This is a genomic window from Mycobacterium genavense ATCC 51234, from assembly GCF_000526915.1.
GTDB lineage: Bacteria > Actinomycetota > Actinomycetes > Mycobacteriales > Mycobacteriaceae > Mycobacterium > Mycobacterium genavense.
In genome coordinates this window covers 35,977-60,893 of sequence record NZ_JAGZ01000017.1, presented here as the reverse complement: position 1 = coordinate 60,893, position 24,917 = coordinate 35,977, and the positions used below count along the sequence as shown (strand labels likewise).

Annotated in this window: 25 protein-coding genes and 6 pseudogenes; 4 read left to right on the top strand and 27 right to left on the bottom strand. The window is 67.0% G+C overall.

What is annotated here, in order from left to right:
* From T428_RS30540 to rpsJ, 12 genes and pseudogenes are all read right to left on the bottom strand, one after another.
* Positions 1-2,352 (bottom strand): annotated as a pseudogene (locus tag T428_RS30540) (arylsulfatase); the annotation flags it as partial.
* Between the two features lie 116 nt (positions 2,353-2,468).
* A complete protein-coding gene (rpsQ, locus tag T428_RS0123510; RefSeq protein WP_025738381.1) occupies positions 2,469-2,813 on the bottom strand; it encodes a 30S ribosomal protein S17 in 345 nt (114 codons plus the stop codon).
* Positions 2,800-3,060, bottom strand: a complete 261-nt coding sequence (rpmC, locus tag T428_RS0123505) for a 50S ribosomal protein L29 (RefSeq protein WP_025738380.1) — start codon at positions 3,058-3,060, stop codon at positions 2,800-2,802. The genes rpsQ and rpmC overlap by 14 nt, the downstream gene beginning before the upstream one ends.
* On the bottom strand, positions 3,060-3,476 hold the full coding sequence (gene rplP / locus T428_RS0123500; protein WP_025738379.1) for a 50S ribosomal protein L16: 417 nt from the start codon (positions 3,474-3,476) through the stop codon (positions 3,060-3,062). Before rplP ends, rpmC begins: the two co-directional genes overlap by 1 nt.
* 3 nt (positions 3,477-3,479) lie before the next feature.
* Positions 3,480-4,304, bottom strand: coding sequence for a 30S ribosomal protein S3 (gene rpsC, locus T428_RS0123495; protein WP_025738378.1), 825 nt, complete (start codon positions 4,302-4,304; stop codon positions 3,480-3,482).
* The gene (gene rplV / locus T428_RS0123490; RefSeq protein WP_025738377.1) at positions 4,304-4,837 is read right to left on the bottom strand and encodes a 50S ribosomal protein L22; all 534 of its coding nucleotides are present in this window, start codon (positions 4,835-4,837) and stop codon (positions 4,304-4,306) included. Before rplV ends, rpsC begins: the two co-directional genes overlap by 1 nt.
* On the bottom strand, positions 4,834-5,115 hold the full coding sequence (gene rpsS / locus T428_RS0123485; RefSeq protein WP_025738376.1) for a 30S ribosomal protein S19: 282 nt from the start codon (positions 5,113-5,115) through the stop codon (positions 4,834-4,836). The genes rplV and rpsS overlap by 4 nt, the downstream gene beginning before the upstream one ends.
* A gap of 18 nt (positions 5,116-5,133) precedes the next feature.
* The gene (rplB, locus tag T428_RS0123480; RefSeq protein WP_025738375.1) at positions 5,134-5,976 is read right to left on the bottom strand and encodes a 50S ribosomal protein L2; all 843 of its coding nucleotides are present in this window, start codon (positions 5,974-5,976) and stop codon (positions 5,134-5,136) included.
* 29 nt (positions 5,977-6,005) lie between these two features.
* Positions 6,006-6,308, bottom strand: coding sequence for a 50S ribosomal protein L23 (rplW, locus tag T428_RS0123475; RefSeq protein ID WP_025738374.1), 303 nt, complete (start codon positions 6,306-6,308; stop codon positions 6,006-6,008).
* Positions 6,308-6,964 carry a 50S ribosomal protein L4 gene (gene rplD / locus T428_RS0123470; protein ID WP_025738373.1) on the bottom strand — a complete coding sequence of 219 codons (657 nt, stop codon included), beginning with the start codon at positions 6,962-6,964 and terminating at the stop codon, positions 6,308-6,310. The genes rplW and rplD overlap by 1 nt, the downstream gene beginning before the upstream one ends.
* Positions 6,964-7,617 (bottom strand): 50S ribosomal protein L3, encoded by a 654-nt coding sequence (gene rplC, locus T428_RS0123465; RefSeq protein ID WP_025738372.1) that lies wholly within the window; start codon positions 7,615-7,617, stop codon positions 6,964-6,966. The genes rplD and rplC overlap by 1 nt, the downstream gene beginning before the upstream one ends.
* A 15-nt stretch (positions 7,618-7,632) precedes the next feature.
* Positions 7,633-7,938, bottom strand: a complete 306-nt coding sequence (rpsJ, locus tag T428_RS0123460; RefSeq protein ID WP_003873519.1) for a 30S ribosomal protein S10 — start codon at positions 7,936-7,938, stop codon at positions 7,633-7,635.
* 371 nt (positions 7,939-8,309) lie between these two features.
* Here rpsJ and T428_RS32430 point away from each other — a divergent pair.
* A pseudogene (locus T428_RS32430) lies at positions 8,310-8,499 on the top strand (cytochrome P450); the annotation flags it as partial.
* On the opposite strand, the pseudogene T428_RS30535 reads toward T428_RS32430, so the two are convergent.
* Positions 8,465-9,024 (bottom strand): annotated as a pseudogene (locus T428_RS30535) (TetR/AcrR family transcriptional regulator). The pseudogenes T428_RS32430 and T428_RS30535 sit on opposite strands and share 35 nt — an antisense overlap.
* A gap of 234 nt (positions 9,025-9,258) precedes the next feature.
* Here T428_RS30535 and T428_RS0123445 point away from each other — a divergent pair.
* Positions 9,259-10,836: an MFS transporter gene (locus tag T428_RS0123445; protein ID WP_245605054.1), complete on the top strand. Its 1,578-nt coding sequence runs from the start codon at positions 9,259-9,261 to the stop codon at positions 10,834-10,836.
* Here the strand turns inward: T428_RS0123445 and mftG are convergent.
* The 7 genes from mftG to mftA all read right to left on the bottom strand — a co-directional run bounded on the left by mftG (position 10,809) and on the right by mftA (position 17,437).
* A complete protein-coding gene (gene mftG / locus T428_RS0123440) occupies positions 10,809-12,242 on the bottom strand; it encodes a mycofactocin dehydrogenase MftG (RefSeq protein WP_025738370.1) in 1,434 nt (477 codons plus the stop codon). The two genes, T428_RS0123445 and mftG, sit on opposite strands and share 28 nt — an antisense overlap.
* An 8-nt stretch (positions 12,243-12,250) precedes the next feature.
* Positions 12,251-13,663 (bottom strand): mycofactocin biosynthesis glycosyltransferase MftF, encoded by a 1,413-nt coding sequence (gene mftF, locus T428_RS0123435; RefSeq protein WP_025738369.1) that lies wholly within the window; start codon positions 13,661-13,663, stop codon positions 12,251-12,253.
* Positions 13,660-14,391 (bottom strand): mycofactocin biosynthesis peptidyl-dipeptidase MftE, encoded by a 732-nt coding sequence (mftE, locus tag T428_RS0123430; RefSeq protein ID WP_025738368.1) that lies wholly within the window; start codon positions 14,389-14,391, stop codon positions 13,660-13,662. Before mftE ends, mftF begins: the two co-directional genes overlap by 4 nt.
* A 253-nt stretch (positions 14,392-14,644) precedes the next feature.
* Entirely contained in the window at positions 14,645-15,835 is a 1,191-nt protein-coding gene (gene mftD, locus T428_RS0123425; protein ID WP_025738367.1) for a pre-mycofactocin synthase MftD, read from the bottom strand.
* Between the two features lie 2 nt (positions 15,836-15,837).
* Positions 15,838-17,037: a mycofactocin radical SAM maturase gene (mftC, locus tag T428_RS0123420; protein ID WP_025738366.1), complete on the bottom strand. Its 1,200-nt coding sequence runs from the start codon at positions 17,035-17,037 to the stop codon at positions 15,838-15,840.
* Positions 17,034-17,363 (bottom strand): mycofactocin biosynthesis chaperone MftB, encoded by a 330-nt coding sequence (gene mftB, locus T428_RS0123415; protein WP_211244005.1) that lies wholly within the window; start codon positions 17,361-17,363, stop codon positions 17,034-17,036. Before mftB ends, mftC begins: the two co-directional genes overlap by 4 nt.
* Positions 17,348-17,437: a mycofactocin precursor MftA gene (mftA, locus tag T428_RS30530; protein ID WP_036466690.1), complete on the bottom strand. Its 90-nt coding sequence runs from the start codon at positions 17,435-17,437 to the stop codon at positions 17,348-17,350. Before mftA ends, mftB begins: the two co-directional genes overlap by 16 nt.
* Before the next feature lie 98 nt (positions 17,438-17,535).
* Here mftA and mftR point away from each other — a divergent pair, with 98 nt between their 5' ends.
* Together mftR and T428_RS30525 are read left to right on the top strand one after the other, a co-directional pair.
* Positions 17,536-18,132, top strand: a complete 597-nt coding sequence (gene mftR, locus T428_RS0123405; protein ID WP_025738364.1) for a mycofactocin system transcriptional regulator — start codon at positions 17,536-17,538, stop codon at positions 18,130-18,132.
* A pseudogene (locus T428_RS30525) lies at positions 18,129-19,181 on the top strand (DUF2332 domain-containing protein). The gene mftR and the pseudogene T428_RS30525 overlap by 4 nt, the downstream one beginning before the upstream one ends.
* On the opposite strand, the gene T428_RS30520 reads toward T428_RS30525, so the two are convergent.
* From T428_RS30520 to tuf, 7 genes and pseudogenes are all read right to left on the bottom strand, one after another.
* Positions 19,129-20,154 (bottom strand): D-2-hydroxyacid dehydrogenase family protein, encoded by a 1,026-nt coding sequence (locus T428_RS30520; protein ID WP_051465338.1) that lies wholly within the window; start codon positions 20,152-20,154, stop codon positions 19,129-19,131. The pseudogene T428_RS30525 and the gene T428_RS30520 overlap by 53 nt on opposite strands.
* Positions 20,155-20,159: 5 nt before the next feature.
* Positions 20,160-21,341 (bottom strand): NAD(P)/FAD-dependent oxidoreductase, encoded by a 1,182-nt coding sequence (locus T428_RS0123390; RefSeq protein ID WP_025738362.1) that lies wholly within the window; start codon positions 21,339-21,341, stop codon positions 20,160-20,162.
* 25 nt (positions 21,342-21,366) lie between these two features.
* Positions 21,367-22,194, bottom strand: coding sequence for a mycofactocin-coupled SDR family oxidoreductase (locus tag T428_RS0123385; RefSeq protein WP_025738361.1), 828 nt, complete (start codon positions 22,192-22,194; stop codon positions 21,367-21,369).
* 64 nt (positions 22,195-22,258) lie between these two features.
* Positions 22,259-22,555, bottom strand: a pseudogene (locus tag T428_RS0123380) (SHOCT domain-containing protein); the annotation flags it as partial.
* A gap of 221 nt (positions 22,556-22,776) precedes the next feature.
* Positions 22,777-23,283, bottom strand: a complete 507-nt coding sequence (locus T428_RS35575; protein WP_051465337.1) for a hypothetical protein — start codon at positions 23,281-23,283, stop codon at positions 22,777-22,779.
* 82 nt (positions 23,284-23,365) lie between these two features.
* A pseudogene (locus tag T428_RS35135) lies at positions 23,366-23,521 on the bottom strand (PE family protein); the annotation flags it as partial.
* Between the two features lie 171 nt (positions 23,522-23,692).
* Positions 23,693-24,883 (bottom strand): elongation factor Tu, encoded by a 1,191-nt coding sequence (gene tuf / locus T428_RS0123365; protein ID WP_025738359.1) that lies wholly within the window; start codon positions 24,881-24,883, stop codon positions 23,693-23,695.
* Positions 24,884-24,917 lie beyond the last annotated feature (34 nt).

The window sequence follows — 24,917 nt, the reverse complement described above, 5'->3', positions numbered from 1 at the left end:
TCCACGTCATGGTAGGGCCGCCCGGAGAAGTCGAGGCGGACACTGGCGATGGTGCCGCCGGTGAAGAGGAACGACGCCTTGTACCGGCTGGACACCGCGGAACCACCGTTTCGGCCGACGGTGATGCCGGCGCCGGCCAAGCCGAAGGTTCCGGGGTGGGCGGTCACATCCGCGAGCGTGCCCACCACCTCGTCGTCGATGAACAGGGTGACGTCGCCCAGCGGGGTATGACTGTTCGCCACGGTTCCCGTCCGCGCGTAGCTGGCGCCGAAAACGTGTCGGCCCAACGGGACCGCGGCCGCGGAAGACACCAGTTGCTGGCACTCGCCCAGGAAGTTGTAGACATCACTCGCCCAGGAAGTTGTAGACATAGTGCAGGCGCCCGTCCTGGATGAATAGCACATGCCCGCCGTGCGCGCCGCCCTGCTTGAACAGCACCCCTTCTGCGCCGGTGGTATCAACGGTGACGTCGGCCAGCACGCTGAACGAGCGGCCGCGGATTTCCGCGGCGGCACCGATTCCGACGTCCGCGCAGTCGGGGTAGTAGATGTAGCTGGTCCGCTCCCCCACCAGGTAGGGCCGGGATCGGGTCATCGTCTCGATCAGGTTCAGATCCGCCAGTGGCAGGCCGTTGTACTTGGCGGCCTCGGAAAACCACAGCGCCTTAAGCTCTTCCAGCTTCTCGGGGTGCTCGGCGGCCAGATCGGTGTATTGGCTGCGGTCGGCCTCGATGTGGAACAACTCCCAGCGGTCGGCGTCGAAATTCGACCAGCCGGCCGGTGTGGCGGCGTGCACGGTGTTGGCGAACCAGCCGTTGTGCCAGATCCCGCGGGTGCCCAGCATGGTGTAGAACTGCGTGTGCTTGCCGGTATCGGCAGCCGGATCGGCCAGCGCCGCTTTGAAACTCACACCGTCTAGCGGTCGTTGCGTAATCCCCTTGACCGTCTCCGGTGGCGTCATGTCCAGCAGGTCATAGACGGTCGGGGTGATGTCGCAGACGTTGACGTAGTTGTCGCGGATCTCGCCGTGCGCGGCAATCCCGTTGGGCCAGGAGATGATCGCCGGATCGGCGATGCCGCCCTCATGCGAGGCGTAGCGCTTGTAGAGCTTGTAGGGCGTGTTGAATGCCATCGCCCAGCCGATCGGGTAATGGTTGAAGGTTTCCGGCCCACCGGGGTGGTCGAAGAGCTTCATGCTCTCCTCGACGGTGTCAATGTAACCGTTGAAGAACTTGCCCTCGTTCACCGACCCGTTCGGACCGCCCTCGCCGCTAGCACCGTTGTCGGAGATCACCACGATGATGGTGTTGTCCAACTGGCCGGACTCCTCGAGGTAATCCAGGATCCGGCCGATCTGCGCGTCGGTGTAGGACAAGAAGCCGGCGAACACCTCGGCCATCCGCGAGAACAACTTCTTCTCTTTGCTGTCCAGCGAGCGCCAGGGCCGCACGGTGTCCTGTTGGGGCCAGGCTTCGCCGTTGGGCCCCTTGACATCCAGATACGGGTTGATCGGGGGCAGCTCGGTCTCGATGGGCACCAAGCCCATTGCCTTTTGTTTTTCCAGGACGATCTCCCGGTATTTCTCGTACCCCATGTCGAACTTGCCGGCGTACTTGTCGGCCCACTCCTGAAGACATGGTGCGGGGCGTGGCCGGCGCCCGGGCAGACGTAGCTGAACCACGGCTTGTCGGGCGCGATCACCTTGGCGTCACGGATGAACTCAATGGTCTTGTCGGCCAGATTCTTCGACAGGTGGTAACCGTCCTCGGGGGTGCCCGGCGGGTCGACAGGGTGGTTGTCGTACACCAGGTCCGGATACCACTGGTCGGTCTCACCGCCCATGAACCCGTAGAACCGCTCGAACCCGCGCGAGGTGGGCCAGTGCCGCTTCGTCGAGGCCAGATTGGCCTCCTCCAGCGGGGTGAGGTGCCACTTGCCGACGCAGTAGGTGTTGTAGCCGCGTTCGGCGAGCGCCTCGGAGATCAGGGCCGTGTCCGCGGGGATGCGGCCGTTGCAATTCGGGAAGCCGTCGGTGAATTCCTCGATGGTCGCCATCCCAACCGTGGTGGCGTTGCGACCGGTCAGCAGCGACGCCCGCATCGGCGAACAGAGCGCGGTGGTGTGAAATTGCGAGAGCCGCACCCCGCGCTCGGCAATGCGCGACATGGCGGGCATCTCGACCAGGCCGCCGAAGCAGTCCCACGTGGCGATGCCGGTGTCATCCCACACCAAATACAGAATGTTCGGCGAATTCTCCGGTGCGGTCGGCGCCGCGTACGGACCCCAATCCGGTTCCGAAATCACGGATATCCAGCTCTATCTTGCCTTGAAACTCTCGGGAGTCAACAGACATGGGCCGAGCGTAGCGCCACGGCGAAATTTCCGACCTTGTTTCGCCGTGACGGGGCGCTCACCCGACGCAGACGCCCGAGACCACGAGGGTCTCGGGCGTCGTTTGTCGCTCGGGAGTTACTTGGCCTTTTCCAGCACCTCGACGAGACGCCACCGCTTGGTGGCCGACGTCGGACGCGTCTCCATCAGCGAGACGCGGTCGCCGACGCCGGCGACGCTGTCCTCGTCGTGCGCCTTGACCTTCTTGGTCGTCCGGATGATCTTGCCGTACAGCGAGTGACGTGTCCGGTCTTCCAGCTCGACCACGATGGTCTTCTGCATCTTGTCGCTCACCACGTAGCCGATGCGCGTCTTGCGCCGGCCGCGTGTCTTCGGCTTCGCCGGAGTGTGCTGCGGGCCCTTCTCTTTCGCGGCGCCATCTTTCGCAGCGGCCTTCTTGGAAGTGGCCTTAGCTTCTGCCATCACGATTCCTTGTTTCCGTCGGATATCCATCGGGACCACTCGCCAGGCCCAGCTCTCGTTCCCGCAGCACCGTGTACACGCGGGCGATTTCGGTGTGCACCGTGCGCAGCCGGCGGTTGTTGTTGAGCTGTCCCGTCGCCATTTGGAAGCGGAGGTTGAACAGCTCCTCCTTGGATTCGCGCAGGCGGTCCGTCAGCTCCTCGTCGGTGAGCTCGCGCAGTTCGCCAGGCGAAATACCCACTGCCATCAGAACTGATCCTCTCGGGTGATGATGCGTGCCTTGATCGGCAGCTTGTGGATTGCTCGGGTGAGCGCCTCGCGGGCGGTCTGCTCGTTGGGGTAGCTGAGCTCGAACAGCACCCGGCCCGGCTTGACGTTGACGACCCACCACTCCGGCGAGCCCTTACCGGAACCCATCCGGGTTTCCGCGGGCTTCTTGGTCAGCGGACGGTCGGGGAAAACGTTGATCCACACCTTGCCGCCACGCTTGATGTGCCGGTTGATCGCGATACGCGCCGACTCGATCTGCCGGTTGGTGACGTAGGCATGCTCGAGGGCCTGAATGCCGAAGTCGCCGAAGTTCACCTCCGTGCCACCGCTGGCAATGCCGCGCTGGCAGGGATCGTGCTGCTTGCGGTGCTTAACTCTGCGGGGAATCAACATGATTCAGCTCTCCGTGCTCTGCGGTTCGGGTGCAGGCGCACTGTCGGCCGCGGGTTCACCGGCGTCCGCGGCCCGTCCAGCCTCGGTGCTGGTGGCCGTGGTCCCGGATGCACCGCTACGGCGCGGGCGGGTGCCCGACGGCCGTTCGCGGCGCGGACGGTCGGCGCCCGCCGGTGCGGCAGCAGCCAATTCGCGCTTGCCGCCGACGATGTCGCCCTTGTAGATCCACACCTTCACGCCGATCCGGCCGAAGGTGGTCTTGGCCTCGTACAGGCCGTAGTCGATGTCGGCGCGCAGCGTGTGCAGCGGGACCCGGCCCTCACGGTAGAACTCCGAGCGGCTCATCTCGGCGCCACCAAGGCGGCCCGAGCACTGCACCCGGATGCCCTTGACGTTGGGCTGGCGCATCGCCGACTGGATGGCCTTGCGCATCGCGCGACGGAACGCCACGCGGTTGCTCAGCTGCTCGGCCACCCCCTGAGCCACCAATTGTGCTTGCGACTCCGGGTTTTTGACCTCGAGGATGTTCAGCTGGACCTGCTTGCCGGTCAGCTTCTCCAGGTCCGCACGGTTCCGGTCGGCCTCGGTGCCGCGGCGGCCGATGACGATACCGGGACGCGCGGTGTGGATGTCGACCCGAACGCGGTCGCGGGTGCGCTCGATCTCGACGTCGGCGATGCCGGCGCGCTCCAGGCCGGTGGACAGCAGCCGGCGGATCGCCACGTCTTCCTTGACGTAGTCGGCGTACTGCTTGTCGGCGTACCAGCGGGACTTCCAGTCGGTGGTGATCCCCAGCCGGAAGCCGTGCGGATTGATCTTCTGGCCCACTAGTCTGAGCCTCCCCTCGCGTCAGAAGTCTCAGACGTCTTGGCTTCGGCCTGTGGCGCAGCCTTTTTCGCGGGCGCCTTCTTGGCGGGTGCCGTCTTGGCCGGTGCCTTCGCGGCGGCCTTGCTGCCCTCGGCGCGGCGAGCCCGCGACGACTTCGACGACTGCTGGTCCTTGCTCGGGCGGCTTTCCACCACGACGGTGATGTGGCTGGTGCGCCGGCGAATCCGGAACGCACGCCCCTGCGCGCGCGGACGGATGCGCTTGGCAGTGGGACCCTTGTCGGCGTAGACCGTGGCGACCACCAGGGTCGCCGGGTCCAGGCCGTCGTTGTTCTGCGCGTTGGCCGCCGCGCTGGCGATCACCTTGGCGACCGGCTCACTGGCGGCCTGCGGTGCCCAGCGCAAGATGTCGAGCGCGTCGGCGACCGACTTGCCGCGCACCAGGTCGATGACCCGGCGCGCCTTGGTCGGCGAAACCCGCACGAACCGCGCTTTAGCGACGGCCGACGGATATTCAGTCGTCGTGGTGGTCATCGGCGCTTGGCCTTTCGGTCGTCCTTGATGTGGCCTTTGAACGTGCGCGTCGGCGCGAATTCACCGAGCTTGTGACCGACCATCGCCTCGGTCACGAACACCGGGACGTGCTTACGGCCGTCGTGCACCGCAAAGGTGTGGCCGATGAAGTCGGGAATGATCGTCGAACGACGCGACCAGGTCTTGATGACCTGCTTGCTGTTCTTCTCGTTCTGCACGTCCACCTTCTTGAGCAGGTGGTCGTCTACGAATGGTCCCTTTTTCAGGCTGCGTGGCATGTCTTACTCCTCGACTTCCTAGCGACCGTGCTTCTTGCCGGTGCGCCGGCGTCGGACGATGAGCTTGTTACTGGCCTTGTTCGGGTGCCGGGTGCGACCCTCGGGCTGACCCCACGGGCTGACCGGGTGGCGACCACCGGAGGTCTTGCCCTCACCACCACCGTGCGGGTGGTCTACCGGGTTCATCACGACACCACGCACGGTCGGGCGCTTGCCCTTCCAACGCATCCGACCAGCCTTGCCCCAGTTGATGTTCGCCTGTTCGGCGTTGCCCACCTCGCCGACGGTGGCACGGCAGCGGACGTCGACGCGGCGGATCTCACCGCTGGGCATACGCAGCGACGCGTAGCTACCCTCTTTACCGAGCAGCTGGATGCTGGATCCGGCCGACCTCGCCATCTTGGCGCCACCGCCCGGGCGCAGCTCCACGGCGTGGATCAACGTACCGGCCGGGATGTTGCGCAACGGCAGGTTGTTGCCCGGCTTGATGTCGGCGTTGGCGCCCGACTCCACCACGTCGCCCTGCGAGAGTCCAAGCGGGGCAATGATGTAGCGCTTCTCCCCATCCAGGAAGTGCAGCAACGCGATGTTGGCGGTGCGGTTCGGGTCGTACTCGATGTGCGCGACCTTGGCGTTGACACCGTCTTTGTCGTTGCGACGGAAGTCGATCACCCGGTAGGCACGCTTGTGACCACCACCCTTGTGACGAGTGGTGATGCGGCCGTGGGCATTACGCCCACCGTGCCCGTGCAGCGGGCGCACCAGCGACTTCTCCGGCTCCGAACGGGTGACCTCGGCGAAGTCGGACACGCTCGCGCCACGACGAGCCGGGGTCGTCGGCTTGTATTTGCGAATTGCCATGTCTTATCAGGTCTTTCTCTCGGACGCGGCTAGGCCGGTGCTCCGAACAGGTCAATCGGCTTGCTGCCCGGGGCCAGGGTGACAATCGCGCGCTTGGTGCCCTTGCGCTTGCCGAACCCGGTCCGGGTACGCTTCCGCTTGCCCTGCCGGTTCGCGGTGTTCACTGACGCGACCTTGACGGAGAAGATCTTCTCGATAGCGATCTTGATCTGCGTCTTGTTCGAGTCGGGGTGCACCACGAAGGTGTACACGTTGTCGTCGAGCAGGCCGTACGACTTCTCCGAAATGACCGGAGCCAGGATGATGTCGCGTGGGTCAGTGACGGTCGCCATCAGGCCGAAACCTCCTCGGTGCTACCCGTATTCGCCGCGATGTAGGCGTTGAGCGCCTCGATGCTGAACACCACGTCGTCGGAACGCAGCACGTCATAGGTGTTGAGCTGACCGGGCGCCAGGATGTGCACGCCGGGCAGGTTGCGCACGCTTTTGGCGCCGGCCTCGTCGGTGCTGCCGATGACGACCAGGACCTGCTTGCGATCGGTCAGCGTGTTCAGAAATGCCTTGGCGCTCTTGGTCGATGGTGTCTGATCCGACACAAGCTCGGTGACCGCGTGGATGCGGCCGTTGCGGGCCCGGTCGGACAACGCACCGCGCAACGCGGCAGCGATCATCTTCTTGGGCGTGCGCTGGCTGTAGTCGCGCGGCTTGGGACCGTGCACGGTGCCACCACCGGTGAACTGCGGGGCGCGTGTCGAACCCTGCCGCGCGCGTCCGGTGCCCTTCTGCCGGTACGGCTTACGGCCGCCACCGCTGACCTCGCCGCGCGTCTTGGTCGAGTGCGTACCCTGGCGGGCCGCCGCTCGCTGCGCGGTGACCACCTGGTGCATCAACGCGATATTGGCCGGCGCGTCGAACAATTCGGCGGGCAGCTCGATGGAGCCGTCGACCTTGCCGTCCGGCGTCTTCACATCAATCTTTACCGCTGTCATTACTTCTCACCTCGTTTGATCGCGGTGCGAACCACGACGAGTCCGCCGGTGCGGCCGGGGACCGCACCCTTGATCAACAGCACGCCGTTCTCGGCATCGACCTTGTGCACCACCAGGTTCTGCACGGTCACCCGGTCGTTGCCCATCCGGCCCGCCATCCGCGTGCCCTTAAACACGCGCGCGGGCGTGGCGCAACCGCCGATGGAACCCGGACGACGGTGCACCGCCTGGGCACCGTGGCTGGCGCCCTGGCCACGAAAACCGTGCCGCTTCATGGTGCCCGCGAAGCCCTTGCCCTTGGAGGTGCCGGTCACGTCGACGTAGGCGCCGTCGGCGAAGATCTCCGCCGTCAGCTCCTGGCCGACCTCGTACTCGGCGGCCGCCTCCGGGTTGTCCAGCCGCAGCTCGGCCAGGTGCCGGCGCGGGTTGATGCCCGCTGCGGTGTACTGGCCGGTGACGGGCTTGTTGACTTTCCGTGGGCTGATTTCGCCGTAGGCCAACTGCACGGCGCTGTAGCCGTCGAGTTCCGGGGTGCGGATGCGCGTGACGACGTTGGGTCCCGCCTTCACCACCGTCACCGGCACGACCCGGTTGTTCTCGGCGAACACCTGCGTCATGCCCAGCTTGGTACCCAGAATGCCTTTTCTTGCCATGAGTTCGCCGATCCCCTACTGGATGTTGACGTCGACACTGGCCGGCAGATCGATGCGCATCAGTGCGTCAACGGTCTTCGGCGTCGGATCGAGAATGTCGATCAACCGCTTGTGGGTGCGCATCTCGAAGTGCTCCCGCGAGTCCTTGTACTTGTGCGGGGAGCGGATGACGCAGTACACGTTCTTCTCGGTCGGCAGCGGCACCGGCCCTACGACGCTGGCACCCGTACGGACGACGGTCTCGACGATCTTGCGCGCCGAGGCGTCAATAGCCTCATGGTCGTAGGCCTTAAGCCTGATGCGGATCTTCTGTCCCGCCACGCTTCTCCTACCCTCACTCCTCATTGAAGGCCCGGATGTCCGGGCCTGGTGCCCCCGCCGCGCCGACTCGACCCGGCCCGTCTGGGACCGATCGAGCGCCGCGCCGGATACTGCGCCGCTGTTTACCTGTCGTGGTTCACCGGCCCCCGCGGTCGGGCGTGTCACCCTCACACAGCCTTGGCGCGGCCGTTTTGAAGGCCAAAAGTAGTCGCTCCAAGGATGGGACCGGACGCGCCCGTTTGGGCGCTGGTCGTATGCCCGGCCAGGCGCAAACCCGGCTCACGGCAACCCGAACAGTATGCCCTAGATCATGGCCTAATCAAAATCCCGTCCGGAATCTCGCGACCAGGCCGGATAGGCGATTTCGAACAAAGCACTTGGCACTCGGCTACGGGGTCCACTGCTGCCTGGGCGGCGCTGGCCGCATGGAGGTGAACGGCCTCTTCACCGAACTGCTGCCGCGGCTGAAAATCCATTGAGCTGAATGGTGAACCGGAGCTGATCGCCACGACGTTCGTCGGTGGGTTCAAGCACCTGCCGATTCGATACTCGCTGCGCTAGCCCTGTTCTGCGCGCGCTGGACGTGCAGGAAACCGTCGACGGCCGCAAGCGCGCATTCCCGATAGTCGAAATCCGGCAGCGTGGACAGGCGCCCCAGCACCAGCGGGCCGATCAGCAGAGCGATGGCCTGCGAGCGGTCCACCTCACCGAGTTCCGCGGCCTCCGGACTGTCGAACAGGGCGTCGAACGGCGCCGCGTACTGCTGGGCGATGCCTTCGCGAAGGGTGGTGATCGCGGGGCTGTCGGTGCAGCTGGCGTGGTGCGGTTCCGGCAAGCCTTCCAGATCGCGCCCCAGGGCCAACCAGGACATCGCCGTCATCAGGGCGGGCGCTTGGGCCACCGATTCGGCTGGGCAAGGACCAGGGCGACCAGCCGATCCCGCAGCGAGCCCTCCTCGGGCGGGATCGGGGACGGCGGTATCAGGCTGTTGAACGCCGCGGCCAGCAAATCGTTTCCGCTCGGGAAGTGGCGATACAGGGTGGCTCTGGCCACGTTGGCGGTACGGGTGACCGCTTCCACGGTCACCGCACTGGGGCCGCCGGAGCGCAGCAATGTCGCGGCTGCTTCCAGCAAACGAGCCCGCGACCGCGCGGGCCGGGGATCCGAGCTTCCCTCGGTGATTGTGACTCACCTCCCTGTTTACGAAAGAGATTATCCGTCTTACTACGAGACTATCGGTCTCAAAACTTCGTACGCCCCCGAAGGGAGGCGCATCTGATGGTCGATGTCCTGCTCCGGCCTGACCAGCGTACTGATGCGGTGAGCATTGGCGGTAGCCCTCGAGCGCGAGCCTGGACGCTGGCGGTCGCCTGTATGGGGGTGGCGCTGGTGGTGGCGTCGACGACGGCGCTGAACACGGCACTGGGTGACCTGGCGGTCGCCACGTCGGCGACGCAGTCGCAGCTGAACTGGATCGTCGACGGCTACACGGTGGCGCTGGCCTGCCTGCTGCTGCCGGCCGGCGCGATCGGTGACCGCTACGGCAGGCGCGGCGCACTGCTGACCGGTTTGGTGGTGTTCGCCCTGGGCTCGGCGACACCGGCGGTCCTGCACGCTCCCGTGCAGATCATTGCGGGGCGCGCGGTGGCCGGTGTCGGCGCGGCGTTCGTGATGCCCGCGACGTTGTCGCTGCTGACGGTGGCCTATCCGAAAGACGACCGGATGAAGGCCGTCGGCATCTGGGCCGGAACGGCCGGCTCCGGCGGGGTCTTCGGCTTGATCGGTTCCGGCTTGCTGCTTCGCTTTTGGGATTGGCACGCGATCTTCTGGTCGCTGGGCATCGCCGGGCTGGTGATCTTCGCGCTGGCGTGCACTATCGCACCGTCGCGCGACCACACAGCTCCCCGCATCGACGCGCTGGGCGCAATTCTGATCGGAGCAGCCGTCGCGATCGCGGTGGCCGCCATCCTGGAAGCGCCCAATCGGGGCTGGGCGGATCCGGTGGTGTGTAGCGGAATCGGTGCGGGTGTGATCATCGCGGCGCTGTTCGGCGTCGTCGAATGCCGGCGACAGCACCCACTTCTCGACGTGCGGCTGTTCGCCGATCCCTACTTCGCCACCGGCGTGGCGGCGATAGTCGTGCTGTTCGGCGCGACGTTCGGGTTCTTCTATATCGGCATGCAGTACGTCCAGCAGATCATGTGCTACTCACCGCTGACGACGGCAGTTGCCTTCGGCCCATTCCTGATGCCGCTAGGCATCTGCTCGGCACTGTCGTTTTGGTATGTGCCGAAGCTCGGGCTGCGATTGGTCCTGTTCGTCGGCACGCTGCTGATGGCGCTGGGGTTCGCCTGCATGTACCTGTTGGACTTGCAATCGAGCTACTGGCAGTTCGCCTGGCCGACGTTGATCCTGGCCACCGGTATCGGGATCTGCACGGCACCAACGACTTCGGCGATCATGGGTGCGGTTCCCGACGAAAAGCAGGGCGTGGCTTCCGCGGTGAACGACACCTCACGCGAGATGGGCGGGGCGCTGGGCATCGCCGTGGCAGGTTCGATCCTGGCCGGGCGCTATTCCCACGAGCTTGCGCCACAGTTGGGAAGCTTCCCGCCGGCGGTGCGCGGCCCGGCCACCGACTCACTCGCCAAGGCCGTCGAGGTGGCCGGCCAACTCGGGCCGCAGGGGGCCAAGCTCGCCGAGCTGTCCAAGGGCGCATTCCTGTCCGCCATGCACGCGTCGACGATCGCGCTGGCGGTGATCGTCGCCGTGATCTCGATCCTGATCGGGCTGTGGGCTCCGGGACGAGGCGGCCAGCAGCTACGCCCGGTGCGCCGAGCGCTGTCGCGTCGACGGTCTCGAAAGATCGTTCAGACAACGAATTCCGCGGCACGGTGACCGATCATCACGATGGTCGCATGCGGGCCTCGGCTGGTGATGGCGGGCAGGATCGAGCCGTCGATCACCCATAAGTTGTCCATGCCGCGCACCCGGCACCGCGGGTCCACGACCGCGTGCGGGTCACCGTCGGAGCCCATCGGGGCGCTGGCGCACAGGTGCTGCGAAGTGGCCCATACCGGATCTCCGACATATGTTGCCGCACTGATGAGTTCACGTGCCAGCTCGCTGCCGCGCCGCAGGGCCGCGACATCCGCGGGCTCGGTATCGTAGCGGTGCTCGATGTGCGGGGGCACGGCCGGATCCGCCGACACCAGCGAGATTCGCCCGCGTGACCGCGGCTGCATCAGCGCGACGCCGAGGTGTGGCCAGTCGGGATGGCCCCCGCTGCCGTCGCCGGTCATCGCGACGAAGCCACCCGTGTACGGTCTGATCTCGATACCGTCGGGGGCATTGAGCACCACCTCCAGCACCGGCCGGCCGGTGGCCGCCGTCCAGTCGGTGGGCAGCACCCATTCGGGGTGATCGCTGCAGAACCTGCCCACCGGAAGCGGCGCCACCACCGGCACCCCGAGCGCCCGCAGCATCTTCTCGTCACCGATGCCGGACAGCATCAGCAGCTGCGCTGACTGAATAGCACCGGCGCACAAGACAATTCGATCGGCAGTCAGCGTCGTTGGGCCGTGCGGCCCCATCGCGTCCACGCCGGCAACCGCGGTGCCGATGCACCTCAATCGCACGGCCCGCGTCTGCGACAGCAGCCTCAGGTTGGGTCGTCCCAGCGCCGGGAGCAGAAATCCGGCACCCGATCCGGTGCGGACGCCGTCGACGATGTTGAGCGGCACCGCGCCGACGCCCGAGACCAGCTCGGGCCCACAGTCATTGCAATCGGGGATCCAAGAAAACCCGGCAGCGCGCGCCGCGTCGACGAAACGTTCAGTGGTGCCGGTCATTTCGTGTGTGCGGCGCACCAATATCGGGCCGCTGTCGCCGTGAGCGGGGCCGGTGAAATCCAGGTCGTTCTCGATGGCGCGGAAATGTTCGATAACGTCCGACCACGCCCAGCCCGGTATCGCGGCGCGATCGAAGTCGCGCGGCAGCCCGCGACAGAAGTAGCCGCCGTTGACCGCGCCCGACCCCCCGACCGTTGCCCCCCGCACGATCGGCAACTCGCGCGCGGGCTGCTCGGTGAGTCGGGTCGTGTAGCGCTGCACCAACGGACTCCCCGCCCCGATCGGCAGCTGCAGCCCGTTGGCGGTTTGGGCCAGCAGCGCCGGATCGTCCAGCGCGTGGCCCGCTTCAAGGACGGTCACGGTGCGGGCGGGATCGGCGGAAAGACGTTCGGCGACAACCGATCCAGCACTTCCCGCGCCGACGACCAGCACATCGCTGTGCGCGCTTGGCAAGGCGGCGGCTAGCTCCGGATTTGTGGCTTGAGCGCACGCAGGTTGCGTTCGCGGACCACGCCCCACCACAGCCCGAGGCCGTAGGCGAGATCGTCGACGCGCTTGAGCACCAAATACGTCAGCAACCCGATCGGCTCGGCCTCGTCGCCGGTGGCGTCCCGGCGGCGCAGCCAGTCGACGACACCGTCCATCACGGCCGCGACGACGATGACGCGTCTACAGTGCCGCGACACGATGGCCGCGAGCAACGTCACCGGCCAGTAGTGCCGGCAGATGGCCGAGGCCAGCTGCAGCGCCGCCGACCACAAACCGCGGGACGCGATCACCACGACATCGGAGAAGGCGGTATCGGCGCTGCGCATCGCCCTGGCGATGCGCCGCCCGGTCAGGACTGCGATCACGATCGATGCCAGCTGCGACAGGCTGGTGCCGAGCGCCATCAGGATCCAGGCCATCAGCGCCCATCCGGAGATCACCACCGGGGCGGTCTTGTCGGGGTGGCGCACCGACAGCGGGGCCGCGGAACCGCCGTAGAATGCCTTGCGCGCGAGCCAATCCCGCAATTGGGTGCGGTGATCGTGCGCGACCAGCGCGATGGGCTCGTAGCGCAGCCGCGCGCCCGCCTCGATCAGCCGCCAGCACAGGTCGACGTCCTCGCCGGACTGCATGGTCTCGTCGAACCCGCCGACCTCGCAGATGGCCGAGCGGCGGCAGATAATGGCCGCGCTGGGCACGTAGGACACCGTGCTGTGCGGCAGCACCGGCGCCTCGCGCTGCCCCAGGTCCAGCGAAGAATGCACCGCCTCGTACCGGGCCACCACGTTCTCGCTGTGCGCCAGGCCCACGATGCGCGGGGCCACCAGGGCCACGGTCGGGTCGCAGAAGTGGCCGAGCAGCGCTTCCAGCCAACCCCGGCGCGGCGACACGTCGGAGTCCATGAACGCGACGAAGTCGGTGGTGCATGCCGCCAGCCCGGTGTTACGTGCCGCCGCGGGCCCCTTGCTGCGCGGGTGGTGCAACACCTCGATGTCGCAGTGCGTGCCGGCGAAGTCTTCGGCCTCGATCGGCGACACCGAGCCGTCGTCCACCACGATCACGCGCAGCCCGCGCAGCGAGCTTACCAGCCGTCGTGCGCCAGAAACGTTGTCCCGCACCGGGATCACCACGGTGACGTCGCGGTGCGACGGGCCGCCGGCGGGGCGGGGGTGGGCGACGGTGGCGTCCAGCAGGGTGCGGGCCAGCTGGGCGCTGACGTCGTCGCGGACCTTCAGCCGGCCATCGGAGAGCATGTCCTGGGCGGCGGGAGCGAGCTTGAGCAGTCGGGTCGGTGACCCGCCCAGCAACGCCGAGCCGTCACCGAGCACCCGCACCCGGCGGTCGACCTGTACGGCGAACCCGTCCGGCAGTCGAGGCTGACTCATGTCAGCATCCCGTCGGGGCCGGGCACCCAACGCACGATCCGGCGCACGCAACCGTCGACCATCTCGGAGAAGATGCGCTTGCCGTCGGCCGCGGTGGCAGTGGTCGGGTCCCCCAAAACCCCGACGGGGCTGACCGCCGCGACGCCACCGGTGCGCATCGTCGGGAGCAACTCGGGCAGCGGTGCCCGATTCCCGGCGAGCCAGCGGTCGGTCAGCACCTCGGACGGCGAGATATGCAGCAACACCGATGTTTCGGTATGACCGGCATGCGCGTCGGCGCCGGCTGTGGCGCAGGGGCACCAGGCGACGTCGCGACCCTCGGTGCGTAGTGTGGTCACGGCGCGGTGCAGCGCCTCCGCGTTGCCGCCGTGGCCGTTGACGAAGACCAGGCGCTGGGTCCAGCAGCCGGCCGACCTGCCGTACTCGACCAGCAGCGTGGTCAGGGCGTCGGTGCCGATGGAGATCGTCCCGGGGAAGCTCTGGTGCTCGCCGCTGGCGCCGTAGGCGATAGCCAGCGCGACCAACCATGCCTGCTCGAGGCTTGCCTGGGCGCCCTTCGCGACCGCTGTCGCGATCCGGGTGTCGGTGTCCAACGGCAGGTGCGGACCATGTTGCTCGGTGGACCCCAGCGGGGTCATTATCGACGGCGAGGTGGGATATAGCTCGCTCGACGTCGCAGCTCCTAATTCGCCGAGTACGGGCACTCGGTGATGGTAGGCCGAATTCACCTGGCGTGCACCAATTGTTGAGCGTTCAAAGTTAATTTTTTCTGGGCTGTTCATCGGGGCGCCGAAATTCGGCTCGTCCGTCACGGTTGCCACGCGCGTATCACAATTTTCGCACACGTCGATTTTCGCTCGCAATCCCTCATCCGCGGGATTTCGGCGGCGTTGCGACGGGCTGCGACGCCCCCTCCCAGCAGCGAATTGCGGCAAAGCCACCCAGCATGCTGAGGATTAACTCGGGCGCCGCCGAGATCGACTACGCCGGCCCGGCCGGAGGAACGCCGAGTGCCCGGGTGAAGCCGTCCGGCACCAGAATGTCGTCCGGGCACAAATCGTGCACCGAGGCGTGCCCCAGCCCCATGAGCGCCGAGTCGATGCCGCCACGCAGGATGTCGAGAACGTTCTCGACGCCGGCTTGACCATTGGCGGCCAGCCCCCACAGATAGGCACGGCCGATCATCACCGCCCGTACCCCCAAGGCCACGGCCTTCACCACGTCGCTGCCGCGTCGGATGCCGCCGTCCAGCAACACCTCGGCCTGGTCGCCGACCGCGGCCGCCACCGGGGCCAGGGCCCGGATCGATGCGGGTGTCCCGTCCAGGTTGTTGCCGCCGTGGTTCGACACCGATATCGCCGAAACACCGGCATCCACAGCCCTTTTCGCATCGTCGACGCGCATGATGCCCTTGAGCATGAACGGCCCGCCCCACAGCTCGCGCAGCCAGGCGATGTCTTCCCAGGTCGGCGGTGGCGTGCCCATCCATTCCCTGTAGGCCTGAAAGAAGGGCGGACCGGTCTCGCCGCGGCGGGCCTGGTTCGGCACCGACAGCGTCGGCGGATGCATGGTCTTCGCCCACTTCAACAACCACCGGGGCTTGAAGGCCGCCTCCGGGGACAACCGCAGGATGGTCCGCAGGTTCATCTCTTCGGGAATCTTCGGGCTGCCCCAGTCACGCCCGTGCGAGAAGGACCAGTCGGTGGTGGCGATCAAGCCGACCGCGCCGGCCGCGCGAGCCCGCTCCACCCGCTCGGCGATCGCGTCGCGCCCGCCCAACCAGTACACCTGGAAGAACAGCTTGGAGTTTGCCGCGATCACTTCCTCGATCGGCTTGCTGGCGAACGAGGACAGACCCATCGCCGTTCCCCGTGCCGCGGCGGCCCGCGCGACGGCGACCTCGCCGTCGGGGTCGACGGCCTGGACGCCGGTCGGCGAGATCAGCACCGGCATGGAAATGTCTTGTCCCATAACGGTGGTCGATAATTCACGCTTTTCCTGTGCACCTACCACATGCGGTGCGAAACCGAGTTCACCGAAAGCTTCGACGTTGTCGGAGACCGTAATTCCTTTTTCGCTAGCCGCAAGCAAGGATGAATAAACGGATTTCGGCAACCGGCGCTTGGCGCGCTGCTGAGCAATGGCGACTGTTTCGAACCATTCGTCGGCCATCGCTAGACCGGGCTTTCATTACACAGCCCCGCCGGTGGTTGCTGCGGCGGCCGCACCGACAGGGTCAGCGGCACTGGCTGGCGCACCTGTTGTCCGCGCGAGTGGTCGGCACGCGGGCGCGGCGTCTGCCGGTCACGGGCCAACGCGGATTCGCTGTGCCCCTGGACGCATTCGGGATCCGGCCCGTCCATCGGCAGACCGGTGAAGAATTTGGCCGCCATGCACCCGCCCCGGCAGCTGTCGTAATGTCCGCAGCTGCCGCAGGCGCCCGCCGATTGCGGCTCTCGCAGCTCGCGGAAGAGCGGGGCGTTCTTCCAGACGTTGTCGAAACCGCCGTCGCACAACACGTTTCCGGCCAGGAAGCGCTCGTGGATGGCGAACGGGCAGGCGTACACGTCGCCCACCGGGTCGATCAGGCACACCACCCGGCCGGCTCCGCACATGTTCAGGCCGGACAGCGCGCCGGAGGCACCGAGTGGGGCCAGGTGGAAGAAGGAGTCGCCGGTGAGCACCCGCTCGCCCTTGGCAACCAGCCAGTCGTAGAGCGCGACCTGCTGGGCGGCGGTGGGGTGCAGGTCCTCCCAGACATCCGCCCCGCGCCCCGAGGGCCGCAGCCGGGTGATCCGCAGCGTCGCGCCGTAACGGCTTGCCAGGGCGTCGAATTCGTCGAGCTGGTCGACGTTGTGCCGGGTGACCGCGACGGTGATCTTGGCGTCTTTGAACCCGGCCGCGGCGAGGTTTTCCAGCGCACGCACCGCCATCGCGAACGACCCGGGCCCGCGGACCGCGTCGTTGACCTCGGCGGTGGCGCCGTCCAGCGAGATCTGGACATCCACGTAATCGCTGGCCGCCAGTCGGGCGGCGACCTCGGGGGTGATGCGCACTCCGTTGGTCGAGAACTTCACCCCGACATGGTGGGCGGTGGCGTAGTCGACCAACTCCCAAAAGTCAGGTCGCACAGTGGGTTCCCCGCCGCCGATGTTGACGTAGAACACCTGCATGCGTTCCAGCTCGTCGATGATGTCCATGCACTGGCGGGTGGACAGCTCGCGTGGGTCGCGCTTGCCCGACGAGGAAAGGCAGTGCACGCAGGCCAGGTTGCAGGCGTAGGTGAGTTCCCAGGTCAGGCAGATGGGAGCGTCCAACCCGTGCTCGAACTGCTCGATGAGCCGTGGTACGGCGGCTTGGGAAAGGGCAGTCATTGATGGTCCTCCTGGGGCACCAGCATGCGGGAATCGACGAGTACACCAAGCGCGTGCAGGTACGGCCCCTGCTCGGAGTCGTCGACGCCCCCGGCCCGCAGCGCCGACCAAACGTCGGGATGATCGGCCAGCGACCGCACCACCGCAAGGATGGTGCGGTTCTTCAGAAATGAAAGCTTGCGGGTGCCGAAGTGATAGAGCAGGGCGCCGAACGGTTCGGGTCGAACCGCGACCTGTGGGTGCAATCGCCAACCGCGATCAGGGTCGAACCGGCTTTGGGTCGGTCGCGCCTGCGCGGGCGCCGGCACGGTCAGTAGACTCCGCACATTCCGTCGATGGACACCTCTTCAACCAGAGTCTCGGTAACCAGCTCGGCGTCGGTTTCGATCTCGCGGTCCATATGAATTGCCTCTCCTACGGTCTCGACAACGATGGTCGATCTTGTCACAATCGTCGTCAGAATATGGCATCGAGTGCCGAAATGGAAGGGTGGGTCTGATGCTTGCGCAGTCGCGGGTCGGCCGGCGCCGCTCGACGACGCCGGGGCACATCACCGACGTCGCCATCGCGTTGTTCACCGCCCGGGGTTTTGCCGAGGTGAGTGTCGACGACGTCGCGCAAGCGGCCGGGATTTCGCGGCGCACGCTGTTCCGCTACTACGCCTCCAAAAACGCCATCCTTTGGGGCGACTTCGACAGCCACCTGGCCCGGCTGCGCGAGCTGCTCGACGCGGTCGGTCCGCGCGTCCGGCTGGGCGATGCGCTGCGGGAAGCGCTGTTGGCGTTCAACACCTTTGACGACTCCGAGACCGTCCGGCACCGCCAGCGGATGCGGGTGATCCTGCAGACCGCCGAACTGCAGGCGTATTCGATGACGATGTACGCCGGCTGGCGCGAGGTGATCGCGGAGTTCGTCGCCCGGCGCTCGGGAGCCAAGACAACCGACTTGGCGCCCCAGACCGTCGCCTGGACCCTGCTCGGGGTCGCGCTGTCGGCCTACGAGCACTGGCTGCGCGACGAATCCGTCACGCTGCGGGCGGCGCTGGGCAACGCCTTCGATCTCGTCGGCGCGGGGCTGAACAATCTCAAACCATGACCGCCGACGCCGGACACCTGCTGCACACGCTGCGGTCGCAAGGACGGTTCTGCGGCGCCCGCGGCTCCACCATGTACGACGAGCTGTTCGAGCTGGTGGCCCGCGACGTCGAGGCGGGCGGCATTTTTGCGGCGATCTTGTCCGGCCACGAGGACGATCCGCCGCGCGACGCGGTACCGCTGCGGCTGCTGGGCGGTTTGCACCGGTTGGTGCTCGACGGGCGGGCAGCGGTGTTGCGCCGCTGGTATCCCAGCACCGGCGGCAGCTGGGACGCCGACGCCGCGTGGCCCGAGATCAGCCTCGCCGCGGCTCAACACGCCGAGTCGCTGCGTGCTGCGCTAAAGCAGCCACCGCAAACCAACGAGGTCGGCCGAGCCGCCGCGCTGATCGGCGCGTTACTGTGTGTCAATCACGAAATCAATTCCCCGATACGGCTTTTCTAGGTCGGTTCGAGCGCCGGGTTGAACCTGCGCGCCGACCGGTACCGCTACCGCTACGACGGCGGCCAGTGGGGGCCGGCCGGCGCGGCGGTGGTCATCGACGACGCGTGGCACGGCCGTATGCCGCCGGCCGGGTCGGTGCGGATCGTCGAACGGCGGGGGTTCGACATCGCGCCCTTGGACGTCACCGGCGCCGACGGTGAGATGGCCGCATTGAGCTATGTCTGGCCCGATCAGGCCGCCCGGCTGGCGCGGCTGCGGGCCGCCATCGCGGTTGCCCGCGCGGTGCCGGCACAGCTGGTGCGGCAAAACGCCGGCGCCGCGGTCGCCGGCCTGACCCTGGCCGAGGGCGCGCTGACCGTGTTGTGGCATTCGATCACCTGGCAGTACCTGTCGCAGGCGGAACGCACGGCGGTGCGCGCCGCGATCACCGCGCTCGGCGAATGCGCCACTGCCGCCGCACCATTGGCGCACGTGACGATGGAACCGGCCCGCGACGGCCCGGGCGGTCCGGTCAAGTTTCTGGTGCGCGCCCGTCGCTGGCCGGGCGGCGAGCTCATGGTTCTGGGTGAATGCCACCCGCATGGCCCACCCGTGAACTGGCACTAGCTTCGGGGTTGGCGATCCGGACGGGCGTTCCGTCCAGCCAGGCCGCCACGGTCTCGACGGTGTCCGCATAGAAGGCGGCCAGCATCTCGCGGGTGACGTACCCGAGGTGCGGCGACAGCGTCACATTGGGCAGCTGCCGCAACGGATGGTCGGGCGCCGGGGGTTCGATGTCGAAGACGTCGAGGCCGGCTCCGGCGATGCGCCCGGCCCGCAGCGCCGAGATCAGCGCCGACTCGTCGACGATCGGGCCCCGCGACGTGTTGATCAAGTAGGCGTGCGGCTTCATCAGGGCCAGCTCGGGTTCGCCGACCAAACCGCGCGTCCGCTCGGAGAGCACCAGGTGGATGGAGACCACATCGGAACGCTCGAACAACACGGCCTTTTCGACCCGGCGCGCGCCGACCTCACACGCGGCCTGCTCGGTCAGATTTTGGCTCCACGCAACGACTTCCATGCCGAAGACGCGTCCGTATTCGGCCATCCGCTTGCCAGTCCTGCCCAGCCCCAGCAGCCCGAGCGTCTTACCGGCCAGCGTCATTCCGACGCTGCGCTGCCACCCGCCGTCGCGCATCCGGCGATGCTCGTCGGCCAAATTGCGAACCGTCGCGATCAGCAGGCCCCACGCGAGTTCGGGTGTGGCGTCGCGGACCGCGGCGAATCGCGGGTTGGCGAAATCGGAATGTGCTACCAGGACACCGGATTCTCTGGCCGCGGCCATGTCCAGGGTCGGCAGGCTCATGCCCACGATCGTGATCGGCTTCAGGTTTTCCAGCCGTTCGATCAGCTTGCGCGGCAACGACATCCGTTCGCGCATCGTGCAAATCACGTCGAAAGGCTGCAGTACCTCCGCTGCTTGCGCCTCGGACAGATGCCGGTCGAAGACGGTGATCTCGGATCGGTTCGACACCGGCGACCAGTCGGCGAGCTCGAGTGCCATGCCGGCGTAGTCGTCGAGTATCGCCACCCGGGGCATGGGCGTCAGCCTAGCATCTCCGAAATCGGTGTCGCGGCAGCGATTTTGCCGCGGGCCTTCATGACTTTGCCCGGCAAACCGCCGCCGACCACGCCGACCACCACCCCGTCCCGCTCGTAGTAAGCCAGGAACTTCCGTCCGTCGTCCTCGACGAGGTGCACGATGTCGGTGGCTTCCGGCTCGCCCAGGCACTGGATCTTGACGTCGTACTGGTCGCTCCAGAAATACGGCACAACCGTGATAGACGGGACCTCTTGACCGAGCAGCGCGGCCACGATAACTCGGGCCTGGTCGGCCACGTTGCTCCAATGCTCCACGCGCGCTTGATGTCCCGTCGCATAACGCCACGAGGCGACGTCTCCGAGCGCCCACACGTTGGGCACGCTGGTGCGTCCGGCCTCGTCGCACATAACGCCTTTGTCAACACTGTCGACCTCGACGCCGCTGCCCTCCAGCCACTCGGTGGCCGGCCGCGATCCGATACCGACGACCACCAGGTCGGTCGCCAACTCGGTGCCATCGGACAGCACCACGGTGTCGACCCGACCCTCACCGCGCACCTCGGCAACGCCGATGCCGGTGCGCACGTCGACGCCTTCGCTGCGATGCAGCCGCGACACCAGCTCGCCGATCTGCTCACCGAGCACCGATGCCAGCGGCGTCGGCTGCGGCTCCACCAGCACCACGTCGACCCCCAGGGTGCGCAGGCTGGCCGCGACCTCGCAGCCGATGAAACCGGCGCCGACCACCACGGCGTGCTGCGCCTCGGATGCGTGCTGGCGCAGCGCCAAACTCTCGTCGAACGAGCGCAACACCCGGATGCCGTCGAGATCCGGGAACGCCGGAATGCGCCGCGGGACCAGCCCGGTCGCGATCACCAGCTCGTCGTAGCCCAGCGACGTTCCGTCGGAAAGGGTCAGGGTCTGCGCGGCGGTGTCCAGGGCAGCGGCCGCCGCACCGAGCCGCAGCGTGATGTCGTTCTCGTCGTAGAACTCACGCGGCTTGAGGACGACGTCGTCGACCTCTTTGCGCAGCACTTCCTTGGACAACGGCGGCCGGTCGTACGGTAGGTGGACCTCGTCGCTGACGATCGTGACGGGCCCGGTGTATCCCGACCGGCGTAATTGCTCGGCCGCGCGGGCCGCGGCGAGCCCACCCCCGACGATGACGATTCCGTTATTGCTCACGTGGAGTTCTTAGCACGCGGGGCGGTCAGTACTTTAGGGCACCCTTATCGACGGGGATCTGCATGCCGGTCACCGTGCTCGCGCCGTCGCCGGCCAACCACGCGACGACGTCGGAAACTTCCTCGGCCGCCATGAATCCCTTGTACTGCATCGGCATTAGCGGGAAGCTGTGCACGAAGCGGGGATGCTTGGCGAAGATCTCCATCATCGCTTCCGGTTCGATCATCGGGGTGTCGATCGAGTACGGGTGAATCGAGTTGACCCGGATGTGGTACTCGCCGAGCTCGATCGCCAGGGTGTTGGTCAGCGCGGTCAGCCCGAACTTGCTGGCCGAGTAGTGGCCGTTGCCCGGCGTGGCCTTCAGACCGGCCGACGAGCTCACGATCACGATCGACCCGCCGTTGCCGGCCTCGATCATCGCGGGAATCGCCGCGCGCAAAGTGCGCCAGGTGCCGGTCAGGTTGACCCCGATCACGGTGTCCCACTGCTCGTCGGAGAGTTCCCAGACCCGACCCCAGCCCAGCAAACCCGCGTTGGCCACCACGATGTCCAGGCGGCCGAACTGCTCGACGCCGTCGGCCACCAGTTGGCGCACGGTGGGGTCGTCGCGAATGTCGCCGGCGCGGGCCAGGATCTTGCGGCCCTCGGCTTCCACCAGGCGGACGGTCTCGTCGAGGTCTTCGGGGGTGGCCGGGGCGTAGGTGATCGTGCTCGAGGCCGGCCCGCAGATGTCCAGCGCGATGATGTCGGCACCCTCGTGGGCCAGCCGCACCGCGTGCGCCCGCCCTTGCGCGCGGGCGGCACCGGTAATGAAGGCCACCCGGCCCTGCAGTGATCCGTCACGTCCCGACACGGCACGCCCCTTTCGCCGAATCACCGGCTAGCAGCGAAACTGAAACGTGTTCTAGGTGACAGGTTCAGATCTCCGAGATGATCTGGGTCCGGCGCGCGCTGTACTCCTCGTCGGTCAAAGCGCCACTGGCGCGCAGCGTCTCGAGCTGCTGGAGCCGCTCGGCGATCGAGGTCTGCGGGGGTGTGCCGACGGAGCCCGCCCCGGCCGGGGCGCCTTGCGGCGCGGGTGCCTGCTCGGCCGCCCGGCGCACCACCGCTTGGATCTGCTGTCGCAGCGCCGGATTCGACCGGATGTCGACCATCCGGTTGAGCGGGACGTTGTTGTCCTTGAGGATCTGCAGGATCTCCATCAGCGGTCCCGACATAGAACATTTACTGCAGCACGTTGCCGAGGTTGAGGGTGAAATAGACGACCAGAAAGATCGGCCCGACCAAACCGCCACACAGCAAAACCACCGACTGCGTCTTCACATAACGCGCCAACACGTGTGTCTCCTCGGTTCGCCGGGAAGTTCGTGTCAGATTTAGCCCCGACGCGGGCGCCTGATCCATAACCGGCGTCCGGGGCATCGGGCCAGGACAGTCAGCGCGACGGGGTTGGCGGCCGGCCCTTGCCAGTGGCCGACGGGGGCGGCGGGGCCGGCTCATTCGACGGGGTCGGCATCGCCGCGGGCAGCATCGTGGCCGACGAGAGTTCCGCGGTTGCCGCGTCCACCGGGGCCGCCGAGGCGGTTACGACGCTGGACGCGTCCGGCGCCGCTGCCGTGGTTGCTGCCGCCGCGGCCGTCACCGCCGCCAGCGGGGCGTACGCCGGTGTTTGCGCGTGCGGCGCCGCGGCCGGGTCACCCTGCGCCACCGACCCCGCCGGAGCGGCCGCCACCGAGGTGGTCGCCGCCATCGGGGTCACCGTCGCCGCTGCCGGCACCCCCGACGCCACGCCACCCGCCTGCGCCGCGGCGCCGATGAATTGCTGCGAGCTCATCGCCTGGCCGGACACGTTGGCCGCGCCCAGCACGGCCTGCGGTGCGGCCACCAGCGGCGCCGCATTGATGGCCTCGGTGTCCGCGTATTGGTTCGCACCACCACTCATCAGCTCGACGAATTGCTGGTGGAACAGCGCTGCCCTGAGCGCTGATCGCCTGATAGGCCGCGGCGTGAACGCCGAACAGGTGCGAGATGCTCGCCGACACCGCGTCGGCGCCGGCGGCCTGCACCGCCGACGTCGCGCCCGACGCCACCGAGTTGGCGTAGTTGATGGCGGCCCCGATTTTTGCCAGGTCTGATGCCGCGGCCGCCACATACTCCGGCGTCGCATTTACGAACGACATCCGAACCTCCCGGCCAGGCCGCGACGGTCAACTACCCCTACCGTCAATTTCAGACTGGACATCGACAGGTCTTACCGGAAATTGGCAAACCTGTCGTGCAGCTTCCGCGGGCACGAAATGCTCAAAGCCCGGACCGCCGAAACCGGCGAGTCCGGGCTTTGACCTGTGCAGCTAGTTGATGATCTTGACGACCCGGCCGGCGCCGACGGTACGGCCGCCCTCGCGGATCGCGAACCGCAGACCGTCGTCCATGGCGACGGGCTGGATAAGCTTCACCGAGATGTTGGTGTTGTCACCGGGCATCACCATTTCGGTGCCCTCCGGCAGCGTCACCACACCGGTCACGTCGGTGGTGCGGAAGTAGAACTGCGGACGGTAGTTGTTGAAGAACGGCGTGTGCCGGCCGCCCTCGTCCTTGGACAGGATGTAGACGCTGCCCTCGAACTCGGTGTGCGGAGTGGTGGTGCCGGGCTTGACCACGACCTGGCCGCGCTCGACGTCCTCACGCTTGATACCGCGCAGCAGCAACCCGACGTTGTCGCCGGCCTGGCCCTGGTCCAGCAGCTTGCGGAACATCTCCACGCCCGTGACCGTGGTCTTGGTGCTGGTCGGCCTGATGCCGACGATCTCGACTTCCTCGTTCACGTTGATCACACCGCGCTCGACACGGCCGGTGACCACGGTGCCACGACCGGTGATCGTGAAGACGTCCTCGACGGGCATCAGGAACGGCTTGTCGGTCTCGCGAACCGGGTCCGGAATCGACTCGTCGACGGCGTCCATCAGGTCCTCGACGGACTTGACCCACTGCGCGTCACCCTCGAGCGCCTTGAGCGCCGAGACGCGGATGACCGGGGCCTCCTCGTCGAATTCCTGGGCGGCCAGCAGTTCGCGAACCTCCAGCTCGACGAGCTGGAGCAGCTCCTCGTCGTCGACCATGTCGGCCTTGTTCAGCGCGACCAGGATGTAGGGCACGCCGACCTGACGCGCCAGCAGCACGTGCTCGCGGGTCTGCGGCATCGGGCCGTCGGTCGCGGCGACCACCAGGATCGCGCCGTCCATCTGGGCGGCGCCGGTGATCATGTTCTTGATGTAGTCGGCGTGCCCCGGGGCGTCCACGTGGGCGTAGTGACGCTTGTCGGTCTGGTACTCCACGTGGGAGATGTTGATGGTGATACCACGCTGACGCTCTTCGGGCGCATTGTCGATCTGGTCGAAGGCGCGCGGCTCGTTGAGGTCCGGGTACTTGTCATGCAGGACTTTGGTGATCGCCGCGGTCAGTGTGGTCTTGCCGTGGTCAACGTGACCGATGGTCCCGATGTTGACGTGCGGCTTCGTCCGCTCGAACTTCGCCTTCGCCACTTCTGTGTCCTCCTGGACTTGTTGGTGCTTTTGA

Bases quoted from the DNA above. Each gene is read 5' to 3' on its own strand.
- rpsQ (WP_025738381.1), bottom strand. From the start codon at position 2,813: ATGGCAGAAGCTAAGGCCACTTCCAAGAAGGCCGCTGCGAAAGATGGC.
- rpmC (WP_025738380.1), bottom strand. From the start codon at position 3,060: ATGGCAGTGGGTATTTCGCCTGGCGAACTGCGCGAGCTCACCGACGAG.
- rplP (WP_025738379.1), bottom strand. From the start codon at position 3,476: ATGTTGATTCCCCGCAGAGTTAAGCACCGCAAGCAGCACGATCCCTGC.
- rplV (WP_025738377.1), bottom strand. From the start codon at position 4,837: ATGACCACCACGACGACTGAATATCCGTCGGCCGTCGCTAAAGCGCGG.
- rpsS (WP_025738376.1), bottom strand. From the start codon at position 5,115: ATGCCACGCAGCCTGAAAAAGGGACCATTCGTAGACGACCACCTGCTC.
- rplB (WP_025738375.1), bottom strand. From the start codon at position 5,976: ATGGCAATTCGCAAATACAAGCCGACGACCCCGGCTCGTCGTGGCGCG.
- rplW (WP_025738374.1), bottom strand. From the start codon at position 6,308: ATGGCGACCGTCACTGACCCACGCGACATCATCCTGGCTCCGGTCATT.
- rplD (WP_025738373.1), bottom strand. From the start codon at position 6,964: ATGACAGCGGTAAAGATTGATGTGAAGACGCCGGACGGCAAGGTCGAC.
- rplC (WP_025738372.1), bottom strand. From the start codon at position 7,617: ATGGCAAGAAAAGGCATTCTGGGTACCAAGCTGGGCATGACGCAGGTG.
- mftF (WP_025738369.1), bottom strand. From the start codon at position 13,663: ATGAGTCAGCCTCGACTGCCGGACGGGTTCGCCGTACAGGTCGACCGC.
- mftD (WP_025738367.1), bottom strand. From the start codon at position 15,835: ATGGCCGACGAATGGTTCGAAACAGTCGCCATTGCTCAGCAGCGCGCC.
- mftC (WP_025738366.1), bottom strand. From the start codon at position 17,037: ATGACTGCCCTTTCCCAAGCCGCCGTACCACGGCTCATCGAGCAGTTC.
- mftA (WP_036466690.1), bottom strand. From the start codon at position 17,437: ATGGACCGCGAGATCGAAACCGACGCCGAGCTGGTTACCGAGACTCTG.
- mftR (WP_025738364.1), top strand. From the start codon at position 17,536: ATGCTTGCGCAGTCGCGGGTCGGCCGGCGCCGCTCGACGACGCCGGGG.
- T428_RS30520 (WP_051465338.1), bottom strand. From the start codon at position 20,154: ATGCCCCGGGTGGCGATACTCGACGACTACGCCGGCATGGCACTCGAG.
- T428_RS35575 (WP_051465337.1), bottom strand. From the start codon at position 23,283: ATGAGTGGTGGTGCGAACCAATACGCGGACACCGAGGCCATCAATGCG.